This window comes from Micromonospora taraxaci, from assembly GCF_007830095.1.
Classification (GTDB): Bacteria; Actinomycetota; Actinomycetes; order Mycobacteriales; family Micromonosporaceae; genus Micromonospora; species Micromonospora taraxaci.
Genome location: NZ_VIWZ01000001.1, coordinates 4,231,628 through 4,248,312, shown reverse-complemented (window position 1 = coordinate 4,248,312; position 16,685 = coordinate 4,231,628). Strand labels below are relative to the sequence as shown.

Annotated in this window: 17 protein-coding genes and 1 pseudogene; 12 read left to right on the top strand and 6 right to left on the bottom strand. The window is 70.0% G+C overall.

Annotated features, from left to right (window positions below; translation table 11 throughout):
• Nucleotides 1–118: 118 nt before the first annotated feature.
• The 6 genes from FHU34_RS19695 (at nt 119) to FHU34_RS19670 (ending at nt 5,563) form a co-directional block, all read left to right on the top strand.
• Nucleotides 119–1,000 carry a helix-turn-helix domain-containing protein gene (locus tag FHU34_RS19695; RefSeq protein ID WP_425280579.1) on the top strand — a complete coding sequence of 294 codons (882 nt, stop codon included), beginning with the start codon at nt 119–121 and terminating at the stop codon, nt 998–1,000.
• Nucleotides 1,001–1,121: 121 nt separating this feature from the next.
• Complete coding sequence (locus tag FHU34_RS19690) at nt 1,122–2,165, top strand: LacI family DNA-binding transcriptional regulator (RefSeq protein ID WP_244311741.1); 1,044 nt, start codon at nt 1,122–1,124, stop codon at nt 2,163–2,165.
• Between the two features lie 2 nt (nt 2,166–2,167).
• On the top strand, nt 2,168–2,371 hold the full coding sequence (locus FHU34_RS19685; RefSeq protein WP_167524846.1) for a hypothetical protein: 204 nt from the start codon (nt 2,168–2,170) through the stop codon (nt 2,369–2,371).
• 97 nt (nt 2,372–2,468) lie between these two features.
• A complete protein-coding gene (locus tag FHU34_RS19680; RefSeq protein ID WP_145782734.1) occupies nt 2,469–3,923 on the top strand; it encodes a serine/threonine-protein kinase in 1,455 nt (484 codons plus the stop codon).
• A 33-nt stretch (nt 3,924–3,956) separates the two neighbouring features.
• Entirely contained in the window at nt 3,957–4,598 is a 642-nt protein-coding gene (locus FHU34_RS19675) for a histidine phosphatase family protein (protein ID WP_145782732.1), read from the top strand.
• An 89-nt stretch (nt 4,599–4,687) separates the two neighbouring features.
• Nucleotides 4,688–5,563, top strand: coding sequence for an alpha/beta fold hydrolase (locus tag FHU34_RS19670; protein ID WP_244311740.1), 876 nt, complete (start codon nt 4,688–4,690; stop codon nt 5,561–5,563).
• 10 nt (nt 5,564–5,573) lie between these two features.
• On the opposite strand, the gene FHU34_RS19665 is transcribed toward FHU34_RS19670, so the two are convergent.
• From FHU34_RS19665 to FHU34_RS19650, 4 genes are read right to left on the bottom strand one after another with little or no spacing between them, the layout of a single operon-like run.
• Nucleotides 5,574–6,080, bottom strand: a complete 507-nt coding sequence (locus FHU34_RS19665; protein ID WP_145782730.1) for a DinB family protein — start codon at nt 6,078–6,080, stop codon at nt 5,574–5,576.
• A 44-nt stretch (nt 6,081–6,124) separates the two neighbouring features.
• Nucleotides 6,125–6,565, bottom strand: coding sequence for a VOC family protein (locus FHU34_RS19660; RefSeq protein WP_145782728.1), 441 nt, complete (start codon nt 6,563–6,565; stop codon nt 6,125–6,127).
• The gene (locus FHU34_RS19655; protein WP_145782726.1) at nt 6,562–7,395 is read right to left on the bottom strand and encodes an MOSC domain-containing protein; all 834 of its coding nucleotides are present in this window, start codon (nt 7,393–7,395) and stop codon (nt 6,562–6,564) included. Before FHU34_RS19655 ends, FHU34_RS19660 begins: the two co-directional genes overlap by 4 nt.
• Before the next feature lie 56 nt (nt 7,396–7,451).
• On the bottom strand, nt 7,452–8,150 hold the full coding sequence (locus tag FHU34_RS19650) for a carbon-nitrogen hydrolase family protein (protein ID WP_244311976.1): 699 nt from the start codon (nt 8,148–8,150) through the stop codon (nt 7,452–7,454).
• An 82-nt stretch (nt 8,151–8,232) separates the two neighbouring features.
• Between FHU34_RS19650 and FHU34_RS19645 the strand changes: the two genes are divergently transcribed.
• The 5 genes from FHU34_RS19645 (at nt 8,233) to sigJ (ending at nt 13,199) form a co-directional block, all read left to right on the top strand.
• Complete coding sequence (locus FHU34_RS19645) at nt 8,233–9,015, top strand: DedA family protein (protein WP_145782722.1); 783 nt, start codon at nt 8,233–8,235, stop codon at nt 9,013–9,015.
• A gap of 94 nt (nt 9,016–9,109) precedes the next feature.
• On the top strand, nt 9,110–10,234 hold the full coding sequence (locus FHU34_RS19640) for a sensor histidine kinase (RefSeq protein ID WP_244311739.1): 1,125 nt from the start codon (nt 9,110–9,112) through the stop codon (nt 10,232–10,234).
• A complete protein-coding gene (locus tag FHU34_RS19635; RefSeq protein WP_145782720.1) occupies nt 10,225–10,869 on the top strand; it encodes a response regulator in 645 nt (214 codons plus the stop codon). The genes FHU34_RS19640 and FHU34_RS19635 overlap by 10 nt, the downstream gene beginning before the upstream one ends.
• A gap of 521 nt (nt 10,870–11,390) precedes the next feature.
• Nucleotides 11,391–12,125 (top strand): SDR family oxidoreductase, encoded by a 735-nt coding sequence (locus FHU34_RS19630; protein ID WP_145782718.1) that lies wholly within the window; start codon nt 11,391–11,393, stop codon nt 12,123–12,125.
• Between the two features lie 81 nt (nt 12,126–12,206).
• Entirely contained in the window at nt 12,207–13,199 is a 993-nt protein-coding gene (sigJ, locus tag FHU34_RS19625) for an RNA polymerase sigma factor SigJ (RefSeq protein WP_145782716.1), read from the top strand.
• Between the two features lie 89 nt (nt 13,200–13,288).
• On the opposite strand, the pseudogene FHU34_RS19620 reads toward sigJ, so the two are convergent.
• A pseudogene (locus tag FHU34_RS19620) lies at nt 13,289–13,554 on the bottom strand (ISAzo13 family transposase); the annotation flags it as partial.
• Nucleotides 13,555–13,764: 210 nt separating this feature from the next.
• On the opposite strand from FHU34_RS19620, the gene FHU34_RS19615 reads away from it, so the two are divergent.
• On the top strand, nt 13,765–14,184 hold the full coding sequence (locus tag FHU34_RS19615; protein ID WP_208745042.1) for a protein-tyrosine phosphatase family protein: 420 nt from the start codon (nt 13,765–13,767) through the stop codon (nt 14,182–14,184).
• Nucleotides 14,185–14,249: 65 nt separating this feature from the next.
• Here FHU34_RS19615 and FHU34_RS19610 read toward each other — a convergent pair whose 3' ends face one another.
• A complete protein-coding gene (locus tag FHU34_RS19610) occupies nt 14,250–16,544 on the bottom strand; it encodes an ATP-binding cassette domain-containing protein (protein WP_145782714.1) in 2,295 nt (764 codons plus the stop codon).
• Between the last annotated feature and the right edge of the window lie 141 nt (nt 16,545–16,685).

Sequence of the window (16,685 nt, the reverse complement as noted above, 5' to 3'; positions counted from 1 at the left end):
GGGACTGAATCACCGGCGCGGAGGAGTTCACCTCACTGTCGGTCCATGGCATGCTTACACGTCGGCCGGGCCAGGTACCCGGCCGCGTGGGTCGGTGTCCGGAGGTCCGCACGTGACGATGGTTCCCGCCGAGGGTGGCCCGACAACCGGGCCGACCGTGCTGCGCATGCTGCTCGGTGCCCAGTTGCGTCGGCTGCGGGAAACCAGTGGGGTGACCCGGGAGGGTGCCGGCTGGGAGATCCGTTCCTCCGAGTCGAAGATCAGCCGGATGGAGCTGGGTCGGGTCGGCTTCAAGGAGCGCGACGTCTCCGACCTGTTGACCCTCTACGGGGTCACCGAGGAGCACGAGCGCGAGGCGCTGCTGAAACTCGCCCGGGACGCCAACAGCCCCGGATGGTGGCACCGCTACGGCGACGTGTTGCCGACCTGGTTCCAGTCGTACCTGGGCTTGGAGGCCGCTGCCGCATTGATCCGTAGCTACGAGGTGCAGTTCGTGCCCGGCCTGTTGCAGACCGGGGACTATGCCCGGGCGGTCGTGCTGCTCGGGCACGGCGCGGCCGGTCCGGCCGAGATCGACCGACGAGTCGCCCTGCGCATGCAGCGGCAGCAGTTGCTCCACCGGGAAAATCCGCCGCAGCTCTGGGCCGTGGTGGACGAGGCGGCCCTGCGGCGCCCGATCGGCGGCCCCGCCGTCATGCGCGGCCAGCTCACCGCACTCATCGAGGCGACCAAGTCGCCCAACATCCGGCTCCAGGTCATCCCGTTCGCCGCCGGCGGCCACGCCGCCGCCGGGGGTGCCTTCACCATCCTGCGCTTCGGTGACCAGGAGTTGCCCGACATCGTCTACATCGAGCAGCTCACCAGCGCCCTCTACCTCGACAAGCGTGACGACCTGGATTACTACGCGGTGGCCATGGAGCGGCTCTGCGTCGAGGCCGAGCCGCCGGAGCGTACCCCGGACATCCTCGGCCGTATGTTGGACGACCTCTACCCGGCCTGATCGCGGCGCGGACGACACCGAACGCATGGTATTGACCGACGCCAACTGGTCGGGCTAGTCTCTGTATCGATACAGACTGGATCGATACAGAGGGGTGCCGGTGAAGCCAACACTGCAAGCCGTGGCCGACGCCGTCGGCGTCTCCCGCAGCACCGTGTCCAACGCCTACAGTCGCCCCGACCAGCTCTCCACCAGCCTGCGCGGGCGAATCCTGGACGCCGCACGCCAACTCGGCTACCCCGGTCCCAACCCGACCGCGCGTTCCCTGCGCCGCGGCTTCGTCGGGTCGATCGGCGTCCTGTTCACCTCGCAACTGTCGTACGCCTTCACCGACCCGTTCGCCGTCCGCTTCCTCGCCGGGGTCGGCGAGGCGGCCGAGCGGCACAGCACCAGCATGTTGCTGGTGCCGCTGCCCACGGCGGTCACCGACGCCCGGCGGGCGGTCGAGAACGCGGCCGTGGACGGTTTCTGTGTCTACTGCGTCGCCGACGAGGAATGGGCGCTGGACGTGATCCGGGCGCGGGGCCTGCCGTTCGTCAGCACTGCCCGCCGCGACGACGCCAGCCCCGACGAGCGGTACGTCGGTATCGACGAACGGGCCGCCGCGTACAGCGCCGCCGCACACGTGGCGGGCCTCGGTCACCGCCGCGTGGCGTTGCTCGCCGACTCCGTGCTGCCGGACGCCCCGGCCGGCCCGCTCACAGTGGCCGGGGTGGAGCAGGTTCCGCACCCCACCACCCGGGGCCGGCTCAGCGGTTTCGCCGACGCGTTCGCCGAGGTCGGCGTCGACTGGGCCGAGCTGACCCTGGTCAACGCTCCGGGCAACAGTCGCCACGCCGCCGCCGCAGCCGTCGCCGGACTGTTCGACCAACCCGACCCCCCGACCGCCGTGCTGGCCGGCTCCGACGTCCTCGCACTCGGTGTGCTGGACGCCCTGGCCGCCTGGCCGACCAGTGACCGTCCACCCGTCTCGGTGACCGGGTTCGACGACGTTCCCGAGGCCGCCGCGGCTGGCCTCACCACCGTCCGGCAGCCAGCCGAGGAGAAGGGCCGCATCGCCGCCGAACTGCTCCTCGACCCGCCCGCGAATGCGGCGGACGGTCATGTTTTGTTGCCCACCGCACTCGTCGTCCGGGACTCCACCGGACCTGTCCCGAGGAGTTGACCATGGAACTTCCCACCGGATACATCACCGCCCTCGACGCGATGAACAGGCATGTCAACTCGGCCCGACCGGACGCCCCGGTCCAGCTCGAACGGGTCCGCCGGGCTCCGCTCGACCCGACTCGGCGGGCCGCCGCCGTCGCCCTGCGTCGGCTCGCCGACCGCATCCAGCCGCGACCGCTGCCTGCCGCCCCGCGCTGCTCCTGACCCCTTCGCACTCATTCGGGCACGCACGGGACGAACAGTGTGGGCTCGGGCACGGAGGGTGGTCGAGAAGGGCTCGGCCAGGCAGACTGGTGAAGCCATGTCGCCTTTCACGTCCACTCTCCGTCTCCACGACCGCTACGTTCTGCACGAGCGGATCGGTCTCGGCGGCATGTCCGAGGTGTGGCGTGCCGACGACGACGTGCTCGGCCGACCGGTCGCGATCAAGGTCCTCGCCGGGCAGTTCGCCACCGACCCGCAACTGCGGGCCACCATCCAGCGCGAGGCCCGCGCGGCCGCCCGGCTGACCCACCCGCACGTCACCCAGGTGTACGACTACGCCGAGGCGACCCTGGCCAGCGGGGCGGTGGTCCCGTACCTGGTGATGGAACTTGTCGAGGGCCACAACCTGGCCGACCGGCTGCGCAACGGCCCGATGCCCTGGCCGGAGGCGGTGCGGGTGGCCGGGCAGATCGCCGCCGCGCTGGCTGCCGCGCACCGCATCGGCGTCGTGCACCGTGACGTCAAGCCCGGCAACGTCATGCTCACCGACACCGGGGCCAAGGTGCTCGACTTCGGCATCGCCGCCCTCGGCGGCCTCGACGGCCAGTCCGGCGAACCGCTGATGGGCACACCCGCCTACTTCGCCCCGGAGCGGTTGAGAGCTGGCCCGCCCGACCCGGCCAGCGACGTGTACGCCCTCGGCGCGCTGCTCTACCGCACCCTCACCGGCCAGGCCCCCCTGCCCGTGCAGAGCTGGGAGGACGCCCTGGAGGTGCACCGGCGCGGCACTCCGGTGCCGCCGCTGCGCGTGCCCGGCCTGCCCGCCGACGTCGCCGAACTGACCGTCGCCTGCCTGGCCGCCAACCCGGCCGACCGGCCGAGCGCCGCGCACCTGGCCCGTCGATTCGGCGCGGGCCAGCCGGTCGAGCCGCCCACCGAGTTGCTCCGCGTCACGCCGGCAGCCCACCCACCCACCCTGATCGACCGCTCGGCTGCCCGCCCCGCCCCGGTTGTCGCCGTGGCGGCCCGCCGCCGATCGCGCCGGCCCCTCGCCGTGCTGGTCGCGGCCGGCCTCGCCGTGCTCGTCGGCCTCGGCGCCCTGCTCACCCAGGGCCAGTTCGGCCCCTCGGGCACCCGCGACCCCGCCGACGTCGCCGGTGCGCCCTCGGCCTCCGCGCCGGCGCCCAGACCCACGACGCAGTCGCCGACACCGAAGCCGCCACCCTCGCCGTCACCATCCGCCAGCACCGCGCCCCCGACCAGCGGGCAGCAGGTGCCGGTCAGCCTCCGCGAGGTGACCGGCGAGTTCGCCGCCGTCCTCGCCAGCGCGCTGGCCCGCGGTGACATCGACCGCAAGACCGCCGAAGACCTGCGCGACGAACTCGCCGACCTGAACCGCCACACCAGGGACCGGACCAAGCGCATCGCCGAGCTGCGGGAACACATCGCCGAGTTGGTGGAGCGCGACCGGCTACCAGCGCGGACGGGCGCCCAGCTGGACAATCTCCTCGCGCGGACCAGCAGCATCTTCACCGGCCGTACGGACGACTGATACCTGCGTCTATACCGCTGGCATGATGTCCCGATGCGGACACGTCTGATCTTCGTGCGACACGGCGAGTCGCTCCACCAGCTCGAAGGAATCGTGGGCGGACCACGTGGTTGCCGGGGCCTCACCGCCCTCGGTCACGAGCAGGCGAACGATCTCGCCAAGCGGCTCACCGGTGAGGTCGCCGCCGACCGACCCGTGGCGGTCTACTCGTCCGTGCTGCGGAGGGCTGTCGAGACAGCGCAACCGATTGCCACCGCGTTCGGCGTCCGGCCCGTGGCCGACTGTGGCCTGTGCACCTGGCACACACCCCCGTACGCCGACGGCCTTCCGACCGCCCGCTTCCGCACCGAACACGCGGTGGCCGGCGGCGGTGTGTTCCGGCCGTTCGAGGAGGGCAACGAGAGCTGGGCCGAGCTGGTGGTCCGCGTCAGCCGAGCGATCATGGAGATCGCCCATCGGCACCGGGGTTCCACGGCGATCCTGGTCGGTCACAGCGAGACCGTCGAGGGCGCGTTCCACGCGCTCGCCGCGCAGCCTGTCTTCCGGGCGTTCGACCTGGACGTGCCCCCGGCCTCGATCACCGATTGGACGACCGACCACGACCCGGGCGGGTGGCCGCCGGCCCGCTGGACGCTCCGTCGTTTCGCCGACACCGGCGGGTGGGCCCGAGCGTGACCCGTTCGTCGACGACCGACGGCCACCTGATCGTCGTCGCCGGCACGGCGTGGCCGTCCGCCCGCTCCCGCCGGTCGTAGTCTCACCGGATGACGACAATGCAGACGCACACCCTCGCCGTACCCGGCGTCGACCTGGTCTACGACGTCCGAGGCCCGCTGCCCCCGGCCGGCGGACACCCCGTGCTGCTGATGATCGGCCAGCCGATGGCGGCGGAGGGCTTCACCGCGCTCGCGCCGCACTTCAGCGACCGCACCGTCGTCACCTACGACCCGCGTGGCCTCGGCCGCAGCGTCCGCACGGACGGCCGGACCGACCACACGCCGCAGCAGCAGGCGGCCGACCTGCACCTGCTGATCGAGGCGCTCGGTGCCGGCCCGGTCGACGTCTTCGCCAGCAGCGGCGGCGCGGTGACGGCACTCGAACTCGTCGCTGCGTACCCCGGAGACGTCCTGACGTTGGTGGCGCACGAACCCCCGATCAACGCCGTGCTCCCCGACGCCGACGCCGCCGAACGCGCCCGCGCCGGGTTCTACGACGCGTACCAGGCGAAGGGGGCCGGCGCCGGCATGGCCGCGTTCATCGCGATGACGTCCTGGCAGGGCGAGTTCACCGATGCCTACTTCGCCCAGCCCACCCCCGATCCGGCGATGTTCGGCATGTCGACGGACGACGACGGCACCCGCGACGACCCGCTGCTGTCAAAGAACTCGTGGGCGATCACCGACTACCGGCCGGACACGGGCCTGCTCGCCGCTGCACCCACCCGGATCGTCATCGCGGTCGGGGAGGAGTCGGCGGGGACGTACACCGCGCGGACGGCCCACGGCATGGCGGCTGCGCTCGGTCAGCAGGCCGTGGTGTTCCCCAGTCACCACGGCGGTTTCCTCGGCGGCGAGTTCGGTTACGCGGGCAAGCCCGAGGAGTTCGCGGTACGGCTGCGGGAGGTGCTGGACGCCGGCTGACCGGGCCGGGTCACCCGCGCTGCTCGCTCAGGATCTGCTCACGCAGGATCTCGGCGTGCCCGCAGTGCTGGGCAAGCTCGCGCAGCACGTGCAGGTACACCCAGCGCAGCGGCTGCGGGCCACTGCGGTGGCCGCGCAGGAGGTCGTCCAGGCCCAGGGCGGCCGTGGCCCGGCGGGACGCCTCGCACGCCTCCCGGTGTGCCTGCCGGATGCTGGCGATGGTGTCGTCGTCGTCGAGGAGGAACGAGTCGCCAGGCGTGGGTGGGATGCCGATCTCGGCGCGTGAGCGGCACGTGACGGCCTCGTCGAACCAGACCTTCTCCACGAAGGTGGCGTGCTTCACCAGGCCCAGCAGGGTGGTCCGGGACGGCACCAACGACCGGCGTGCCTGCTCCTCGGTCAGCCCGTCCAGGTAGCCGTCGAGCGCCCGGCGGTGTTCGTCGATGAACGCCTCGAACTGCGCCTGCTCCGGCAAGGCGATGACGTCGGGTGCGAAGGTCCCCGGCAAGGAAGTCATCCGCGAAGCATTCCAAGGTCATCGTCCGCTTGCAAACACCATGTTCAGCCGAAGGAGAGGAGAGCACCGCGCTCGTCGAAGCGGGCCGTGCCCGCCCAGGCGATCTCCCAGCGGTTGCCCTCCGGGTCGGCGAGGTAGCCGGAGCGCCCACCCCAGGGTCGGTCGGTCGGCTCCGCCACCACCGTCGCGCCCGCCTCGACGGCCGCTGCGAAAGCCGTGTCGACCTCCTCGCGGCTGTCGACGTTGCAGGCCAGGGTGACGCCGGACCAGCCCGCGGCCGGTTCGGGCATTCCCGGCGCGGCCTCGGCGGCCAGCTCCGGCAGCGGGTAGAGCGCGAACAGGACGCCACCGAGCAGGAAGGCCGACCACCCGTCGTCACTGGCCGGTACCTCCGGCCACCCCAGCGACCGGTAGAACGACCGTAGCGTGCCGATGTCGCGTGCTCCCAGGGTGACCACGGACAGGCGGGAGGGAACGGTGCTCATGGTCCGACCGTAACGCGATCGCCGTCCGCCACCCGCCCGGGACGGACCACCCGGGCGTACGCGCCGACACACGGCTGGGGACCCATCCCGGGCAGGGGCTCGATCCGGTTGAGCCGGGCGGGTACCCGCAGCGCCTCGGCCTCGCGGCGCAGCGGTCCGTGCGCGAGCGTCGGCACCGCGCAGCGCGGCGTCGGGGCGAGCACTGCGAGCACCAGGTCCGGGCCGACGCGCAGCTCCCGGCCGACCCAGCCGTTCTCGGCGAAGGCATCCGTGTCCGTGTCGAGCACCAGGTTGGGCCGGTAGCGCTCCACTGTCCCGGCTCCGGGCGGTAGGTGCCCGGCGATCCGATCCAGGGTCGCGGTGGTGACCAGGTGGATCGGAGCGAAGTCGAAGAAGGTGCCGGGCAGCACCGATCCGAGCCGGCTCTCGTCGGCCGGAACCTCGTCGTCAAGACCGGCGGCGAGCACCGCCTCCGGGTTCGACCGCAGCAGGGTAGCGCCGGCCGGTACGGCGTCGACAACGGTCACCGGGCGACCCACGGCCGCGCTGAGCGCCCTGTCGATGTCGAGGTCCTCGACCGACAGGTGTCGGCCGTCGGGCAGAGTGATCCGTACCGGATCGGTCACCCCTCCTGTCGCCTGCAGCGCGAGCAGGCCGCGCCACCGATGCGGTTGCTTGGCGCTGGCCACCCGTCCACTGGTCTGATCCAACAGGGCCAGCACGCGGTCACCCACGACGCCGGTCGCGCCGATGTCGGCGGCCGGGATCCGCTCTCCGAGCAGCGACTTCACCGGGTGCCGCCGCAGCTGCACCACTCGTCCGGAGATCATTGCGTCACCCTAACCGCGCCTGTCGCCGCCAGGGTCGGGCCACAGGTGGAGACCCGTCAGTCGAGGCTGACGCTGACCGACTGGCCCGGCTCGGTGCCCGCGCGCCCGACGACCTCGCCCTCCGGCGTCCACACCGCCGACCGCCCGGCCGCCTCGGTGAAGCCACCGCCGGTCGAGCCGGCGAAACTCGCCACCGCCACCCAGACCCGGTGGGTCGCGGTGATCCGCTGCGCCCGCTGGTCCGTCACGGCGGCGTCGCGCGCGGCCTCCACGACACCCGCCGCGTACACGTCGATCCCGAGGGCCGCGGTCCGCGCCGCGTGCGCGGCGACCCCGGTGTCCTTGCAGATCGCCAACCCCACCCGCCAACCGTCCACATCGAGCACTGCCGGCGCGTCGCCCGGTCGAAAGCGGCGGGACTCCGCGCCGCCCAACCACATCTTCCGATACGCCACCGTCGCACCGCCCCCGGTCACGGCCAGCATCGCGATGTGGTCGCCCGCGACCGGCGCACCGGCCAGGGCCAACGCGCCCGTCTCGGCGCACGCCTCGACCAGCGGCGTCAACCGCGCGTCGTCGACCGACACGACCGGCGCGTCCAACTCGTACCCCGTCAGCGACAGCTCCGGAAAGACCACCACCCGGGCGCGCGCCGCGCGGACCGCGGCGGCGTGCGCCCGCGCGTTCTCCGCGACATCCAGGGGTACGCACGCCGGCTGCGCCACCGCGAGCCGCAGCGGGGTGCGGTTTTCCACACCCTTACCGATGTGGTCGACCCGCGTGGTCGGGCGGTCGGCCTCATGGTCGACTCTCAGGATCGCTTCGTACCGTGGGGGCATGATTCGAACGTCCCACGCCCTGCTCGCCACCGGAACCCCCACCGCCGCAGCGGAACCGCCGCAGGGCGGGATCGTCGGTTACGTCACTGACCTGGTGGAACGGCTCGGCGGCCCCGGTGCCGGCCTGGCGGTGGCGCTGGAGAACCTCTTCCCGCCGATCCCCAGTGAGGTGATTCTGCCGTTGGCCGGGTTCGTCGCCGCGCAGGGACGGATGAGTCTGGTCGGTGCGATTTTCTGGACCACGCTGGGCTCGGTGGTGGGTGCGCTCGCGCTTTATCTGATCGGCGCGTCGTTGGGGCGCGACCGGATGCGCGCCATCGTGTCCCGGCTTCCCCTGGTGAAGCTCAGCGACGTGGACCGGACCGAGGCGTGGTTCCTCCGGCACGGTGTGAAGGCCGTCTTCTTCGGCCGGATGATCCCGATCTTCCGGAGCCTGATCTCCATTCCGGCCGGGGTGGAGCGGATGCCGGTGAGCACGTTCCTGATCTACACCACGCTGGGCAGCCTGATCTGGAACACCACGTTCGTCCTCGCCGGCTACCTGCTCGGCGACAACTGGCATCTCGTCGAGGGCTACGCCGGCATGCTCCAGAAGGTGGTGATCGTCGTCTGTGTGGCGGCGGCCGCCTGGTTCGTCGGGTCCCGTGTGCTGCGAGCCCGCCGCGCCGCGCAGAACCCCGAACCGGTCGAACCCGAGTCGACCGCACTGAATGGTGTGCCCGACCCGGCCGGTCGCGGCACGCTCTACCGCAGCGGGTCGTGGGGCTCGGACGACCGCTAGTCGACCCTCTCCGGTTCCCAGAGCAGAGGGGGACAGGCCGGTGCGAAAGGCGGACGAGGTGGCGGGCGAGCGGCGAACCGACAGATGGTGGGGCGTGCTCCGGCTTCCGGTCGGCGTCGCCGCCGGCATCGCGACGGCCGGTGTCGGGTTCGCCTTCCTCGCCGTCGCGGCCGCCGCGTTCAGCCTGGTCGCGGTCAAGCCCGCGGCCCGCTGTCGGGTCGCTGCCCTGACCAAGAGGTACGCGGGGCGGCTGGTGCACATGGAACGTCGCCGCCTCGGCGGGCTGCTCGCCGCCGAGGAGTTGCCCACGACGGACGATGTGGCGACCCGACGGCAGGTCGGCTACCTGGCCGCCCGACTGCTGACCGGCACGCTCGGCGTGCTGGCGTACGCCGTGCTGGGTGTCGGCGTGGTGCTGGCCTGGATCGTGCTGCGCGCGGCGGTGCGCGGAGAGTTGACCCTCCTCGACGCGCTGGCCCAGGTCGGTGTCGGTGTGGTCCTGCTACTGCTCAACGTTCAAGCCTTCGTCAGTATCGCGGCGCTGGACGTCCGGCTGGCGCGACGACTGCTCAGCCCGGGAACTCGGGCGGAGCTGACGCGACGGGTCCAGGAGCTGACCACCAGTCGGGCCGGGGTCATCGCCGCCGTCGACGCCGAACGGCAGCGCATCGAACGTGACCTGCACGACGGCCTGCAGCAGCGACTGATCGCCCTCGGCATGCTGCTCGGCCGTGCCCGCCGTGCCCGCGACGCCGACCGCACGCACGCGCTGATCGTGCAGGCACACGAGGACGTGCAGCGGGCCGTCGAGGAGTTGCGTGAGGTGGCGTGGCGGGTCTACCCGTCGGCATTGGACAGCAACGATCTGGGCGAGGTCCTGGCCATCGCGGCGCGCGGATCCGAGGTGCCGGTGCGGATCCGCTACGAGCTGCCGGTCCGCCCCGAGCGGCAGATCGAGACGGTGCTCTACTTCGTGGCCTGCGAGGCGCTCACGAACGCCGCGAAACACGCCGCCGCTACCCTGGTCATGATCGATTTCGAGGCACAGGACGGGTGGATCCGGATGCGCGTGCACGACGACGGCGTCGGCGGGGCGGAACCAACAGGGCGCGGCCTGTCCGGGCTGGCGCGACGGGTCGCCGCGCTGGACGGCCGGCTGCGGGTGACCAGCCCCGGTGGCGGTCCGACGACACTGCTGGCGGAGTTGCCGTGCGGCTAGTCCTCGCCGAAGACTCGACACTGCTCCGGGAAGGCCTGACGCGCCTCCTCGCCGAGGAGGACCACGAGGTGCTCGCGGGGGTCGGGACCGCCGACGAGCTCGTCGAGACGGTCGGACGAACCCGTCCCGACGTGGTCGTCACCGATGTCCGGATGCCGCCCACCCACACCGACGACGGGCTGCGGGCAGCCTTGGAGATTCGTCGGCGGTGGCCCGACACCGGCGTCCTGGTGCTCTCCCAGTACGTGGAGCGGCGGTACGCCGGCCGGCTGCTCGCGGACCGCCCTGAGGGGGTCGGCTACCTACTCAAGGACCGGGTCGCCCAGGTGGACGACTTCCTCGACGCACTCGACCGGGTCGCCGCCGGAGGCACCGCCCTCGACCCGGAGGTGGTCCGGCAGGTGGTGGCCGGCTCGGGGCGGCCCGACCCGCTCGGTCGGCTGACACCGCGCGAACGGGACGTGCTGCACGAGATGGCGCAGGGCCACACGAACCTCGCCATCGCCCAGCGGCTGCACGTGTCGCAGAGCGCTGTCGAGAAGCACGTCAACGCCATCTTCGACAAACTCGATCTCGCCCACACGACCGGCTACAGCCGGCGGATCCTCGCCGTCCTCCGCTACCTGGGCACCTGACGCATTCGCCGCAAACCTCCTCCCCGCCGCGCGAGTGATCGACTCGCCTTCCTTGATGTCGGGGTGTCCTAGGCGATCCGATGCGGCGACTTCACGGAAACCGAGTCGATCATCGCGGTGCTGGTCAGGGTCGGCAGGCGGCGATCAGGCATCAGTGTCCGTTTTCGGATCTGGTGGGCGCGTGTGTGTCCGGCGGTGCCAGGTCGAAGGTGATCTCGACGACGAGGGGGGTAAGTCGTTCCCCCGTCGCGACAGGCGCGACCGGGAGTCAGGTGATGTCGATCATGCCCGAGACCAGGCTCCGCACACCTTCGCTTCGGGGCAACTGGGGGCGGACCACACCGGTGAGTGCGGGCCGTGGGGGCTCCGGCGCGCCTTGCATGGTGAGGCGTATGCCAACACCGCCGGTCGCAGCGGCTGAGGGGCTCTGAGAAAGATCTGCCTCGGAGCCTGACATCTTCCTGGCCTGCGTCGTCATATTGGTGAGGGCCGGCGACCGGTGGCCCGGAACGGAGTGAGAAATGAAGGTTCTCATCGCTGGTGGGCGCGGCCGTGTCGGCTCCCCCCTTGCTGACAAGCTGGAGGCCAGGGGCATCGAGGTGGTTTCGGGAGGACTTGATGACGGGATCGACGTGATCTCTGGCGAGGGGCTCGCCGAGGCCCTCGTCGGAGTAGACACCATCGTGAACGTCCTGAACACCCCCCGTTTTGATGCGGAGGGGGCCATTTCGTTCTTTGAGGGATCGATCAACAATCTGAATGCGGAGGGCAAGCGGGCAGGTGTGCGTCATCACGTCCTGCTGTCCATCGTCGGCGTCGGACAAGGAGACGCGTCTGAGATTGGGTACTACCTCGGCAAGGTAGCGCAGGAGAAGGCCGCACGATCCGGTTCGATCCCCGCAACCATCATCCGAGCCACTCAGTTCCAGAGCTACATCCCCATCCTCATTGACCAGCACACTGTGGAGGGAAAGGTTTTCGCTCCCAGGTCGTTCATCCAGCCCGTCGAGCTGGACGAGGTCATCGAGCTGCTCGCCGAGGCTGCCACGACATTGGAGCCGGGAAGCGAGGTCGAGATCGCTGGGCCCGACCGCTTCTACCACGATGACCTCTTCCGTGCCACGTTGGCTGATCGTGGAGACGACCGCGAGGTTGTGACCGTGGACGCGGAAGGTGCACCGGATGCCATGGTTCCACGTGGCGCTCACCGGGTAGGCACTGTGAGGTACCCCATTTCAGGAATCTCTCTCGCCTGAAACCAAAATAGGATGAGGATGGATCGCTCGACTGTCAGACGATAGTTGGGGCATGCCGCCTTAGATCGGAAAGGGTGCCCAATGTCGGAAGACTTTCCTGCCGAATCCGAATCCGTAGGGTTTGGAGGAGCCGAGCGTGATGAATCGCGGATTCTCGATTCGGTCGCGGCCGAGCGACGCCGTTTGATGTCGCTGGCCTTTCGTATGATGGGCACCCTGGCCGATGCTGAAGATGTTGTGCAAGAGACGTATGTCAGATGGTACCGCCTTGAGGCCGAGGAACGCGAAGCGATTGCCACGCCCGCTGCGTGGTTGATGCGAGTTGCGAGCCGTATCTCACTCGACATGCTGGGCTCCGCGCGGGCACGACGGGAGACGTACGTCGGACAATGGCTACCGGAGCCAGTCCCATCTGACCTCTTTGCGGACGCAGCGAAGGAGCCAACGAGCTCCAGTCATATCGCCGCCGATCCGCTCGATCGCGTTTCCCTCGATGATACGGTCAGTATGGCTTTGTTGACGGTCCTCGAGTCTATGACCCCAGCGGAGCGAGTGACGTTCGTACTGCATGATGTATTCGGCGTGCCGTTTGGCGAGATTGCTAGTGTTGTAGGCCGTTCACCAGGAGCTGTAAGGCAATTGGCGACGTCCGCACGTCGGCACGTTCGAGGAGGAAGGCGAGCACGAGTTTCTCCTCAACAGCATGATGAAGTTGTTCGGGCATTCCGCGACGCAACGGTTGGAGGGAATATTGAAGACCTGTTGCGCGTACTGGCTCCAGATGTCGAACTGCGAGTAGATGGCGGCGGATTCGTCAATGCCGCACCTCAGGTTATCCGTGGTTCGGATCGTGTAGCGCGGTGGCTCATGGGAGTGATGCGTAAGCAACCCGCCCTCCGTTTTGAGCGACGAGACACGGCTGACGGTCTCGGATACATGCTTCGGAATGAGGCGCGCCGATATGGGATGGCCACGTTTGACGTCAGTGCTCAATGTGTCACGAACGTTTGGCTGATGCTGAATCCGCTGAAACTGACGAATTGGTCACTCGACCAGCGGATTGCAGATCATTAACACGTTGTTTTGATGCTCTGTGCCTGGATCCCGGTCCTGGAGGGCGGCGTGCAGTGCATATTCCCAGGCACCCTGGAACGCGTGCCGGCAACCCGTTTGCGTCCTCCGCCGGGACGCCGGACCCGCCCCAACGGCTCCTCTCCGGATTCCAGCTCGAACACGCCATTGCGGACCGTCGTCTCGCTGACCGTCGTCTCGCTGACCTGAGCCGCCCGAGCGACAGCACGGATGCCACCATGCCCCAGCAACCGGGCCTCGGTTCCCATCAACAGCCGTCGCTGCTGCTCGTCCAGATGTGGAAACAGCACCGCGAACTTCGCGGAGAGTTGTCACAGGTCTCGTCCGGGATGCGCATTCCAGACCAACGAGCCCCAGGTCGGCAAGCAACACCTTGATGATCTGCAATCCCTAATATCGCCTTCGCGGAATACCGTTCGGCTGGAGCCGCGTCGTGCCACTCGCCGAGAGGCGACCTGCACACCGACACCAGCGCCGCCCCCGGCCCGCCAGCCGGGGGCGGCGCTGTCTGCGCTCATCCGTCAGCGCGTCGCGGCACAATGTCCGGATGATTGACGCGCAGCAGTGGTCCGAGCAGTCGGGCGTACTCGTACTCCCCAGTGGGGCGACGGTGCGCGGACGCCGCGTCGCTGCCGCGACCTCGCCCGCCGACTTCGCCGTGCTGTTGGCACCTGGTCCGGTGCCGGCCTGGCCGCATCGGCGGATCCGGTGGCCCGATTTCTGGATTCCGCTGGATCGCGCCGACGCCCTCGATGCCCTGCGGGAGGCGCTGCGGCGGGCGCACGACGGTGAACGCGTCGAGGTGGCCTGCCGGGGTGGGGTGGGCCGCACCGGAACGGCCCTGGCCGCGCTGGCGATCCTCGACGGTCTTCCGGTCGAGCGTGCGGTGCCGTTTGTTCGGGCCGGCTACCACCCGAAGGCGGTGGAGACCCCCTGGCAGCGGCGCTGGCTGCGCCGCGTGTCCTGAGCCGCAACCTCCACACGCCCTGGTCGGTCGCGCGCACAGCCCGGAAAGCCCCGAACCCGCAGGCGTCACCCCCGGTCGACCGCTGCGGGCTCGGTGACGTACTCGCGGAGGTGGGTGGCCGTGAGGGTGTCGCCGTGGGCGACCAGGTCGGCGGGTGTGCCGGTGAAGACGATCTGGCCGCCGTCGTGACCGGCGCCCGGGCCGAGGTCGACGATCCAGTCGGCGTGCGCCATGACCGCCTGGTGGTGCTCGATGACGATCACCGTGTTGCCGGCGTCGACCATCCGGTCGAGCAGGGCCAGCAACTGGTCCACGTCGGCCAGGTGCAGGCCGGTGGTGGGCTCGTCCAGCACGTACGTGGTGGTCTTCTCCGCCAGGTGGATGGCGAGCTTGAGCCGTTGCCGCTCGCCGCCGGACAGGGTGGTCAACGGTTGGCCGAGGCTGAGGTAGCCCAGCCCGACGTCGACCAGCCGGCCGAGGATGAGGTGCGCCGGCCCACCCGGGAAGAACGCGTGCGCTTCGGTGACCGACATGGCCAGCACCTCGCTGATGTTCTTGCCGCGCAGCGTGTACGTGAGCACCTCGTCGGTGAAGCGTCGGCCCTCGCACCGTTCGCAGACGCTCGCCACGCCGGCCATCATCGCCAGGTCCGTGTAGATCAGGCCGATCCCCTTGCAGGCCGGGCAGGCACCCTCGGAGTTGGCGCTGAACAGGGCGGCCTTGACCCCGTTGGCCTTGGCGAACGCGGTGCGGATCGGATCGAGCAACCCGCTGTAGGTGGCCGGGTTGCTGCGCCGGGAGCCGCGGATCGGGGCCTGGTCCACGATCACGACGCCCTGACGGCCGCGCAGCGACCCGTGGATGAGCGAGCTCTTGCCGGAGCCGGCCACGCCGGTGACCACGGTGAGCACGCCGAGCGGGATGTCCACGTCCACGTCGCGCAGGTTGTGCAGGTCGGCCTGGCGGATGGAGAGTTGGCCGGTGGGTCGGCGTACGTCGGCGCGCAGGGTGACCCGGTGGTCCAGGTGCCGGCCGGTCAGGGTGTCGGAGCGGCGTAGCGCGGCGACATCGCCGGTGAAGCAGATCCGACCGCCGTCGGTGCCGGCCCCCGGGCCGAGGTCGACCACGTGGTCGGCGATCGCGATGGTCTCCGGTTTGTGCTCGACCACCAGCACCGTGTTGCCCTTGTCGCGCAACCGCAGCAGCAGGTCGTTCATCCGGGCGATGTCGTGCGGGTGCAGGCCGACGGTGGGCTCGTCGAAGACGTACGTGACGTCGGAGAGGCTGGAGCCGAGGTGCCGGACCATCTTCACCCGTTGGGCCTCGCCGCCGGAGAGGGTGGCCGACTCGCGGTCCAGGCTGAGGTAGCCCAGCCCGATCTCGACCAGGGACTCCAACAGGTCGCGGAGGTTGGCGACGAGCGGCGCTGCTCCCGGGTCGTCGACGCCCCGGACGAACGCGGCCAGGTCGCTGATCTGCATGGCCGAGCACTCGGCGATGTTCTGCCCGGCGATGCGCGACGACAGGGCCGCCGCGTTGAGTCGGGTGCCGCCGCAGTCACCGCAGCTGGTGAAGGTGACCGCCCGGTCGACGAAGGCGCGGATGTGCGGTTGCATCGACTCGCGGTCCTTGGTCAGGAGGAGCCGCTTGACCTTGACCACCAGACCCTCGTACGTCCAGTTGTTGCTGCCCACCTTGATCTTCGTGGCCGGCTTGTGCAGGAAGTCCTCCCACTGCTGTGGGGTGAAGTCCTGGAGTTTGACGTCCGGGTCGAACAGGCCGGAGCCGACGATGGTCTGCCAGTACCAGGAGTCGACAGCGAAACCGGGCGCGGTGATCGCGCCGTCGTTGAGGGAGCGCTCGACGTCGACCAACTCGTTGATGTCGAGGTCGGAGACCCGGCCCAGCCCTTCGCAGGTGGGGCACATGCCCTCGGGCAGGTTGAAGCTGAACGCCCCGGCGCCGCCGATGGACGGCTGGCCGAGCCGGCTGAACAGGATCCGCAGCATCGCGTACGCGTCGGTGGCGGTGCCGACGGTGGAGCGGGAGTTGACGCCCATCCGCTCCTGGTCGACGACGATGGCCGCGCTGAGGTTGCGCAGCGAGTCGACGTCCGGCCGGTTGAGGTTCGGCATGAACGACTGGAGGAAGGCGCTGTAGGTCTCGTTGATCATGCGCTGGGACTCGGCGGCGATGGTGCCGAAGACCAGCGACGACTTGCCGGAGCCGGAGACGCCGGTGAAGACCGTCAACCGGCGCTTGGGGATGTCGACCGAGACGCTGGCGAGGTTGTTCTCCCGCGCTCCGCGTACCTCGATCATGTCGTGGCTGTCGGCGGCGGACCATGCTGGCTGCGACATGCGAACCCTTCACGGAATCGTGGCGGGACCCCTGCCCCGCCGATGCTGGCGGCTTCCATTGTCTCATTCATCCCCATGTAGAGACTTTTGCCGAAACCGCCGCGCCGGCCGTAGCGAAGTGTTCGGGAAAGTCTCAAATCA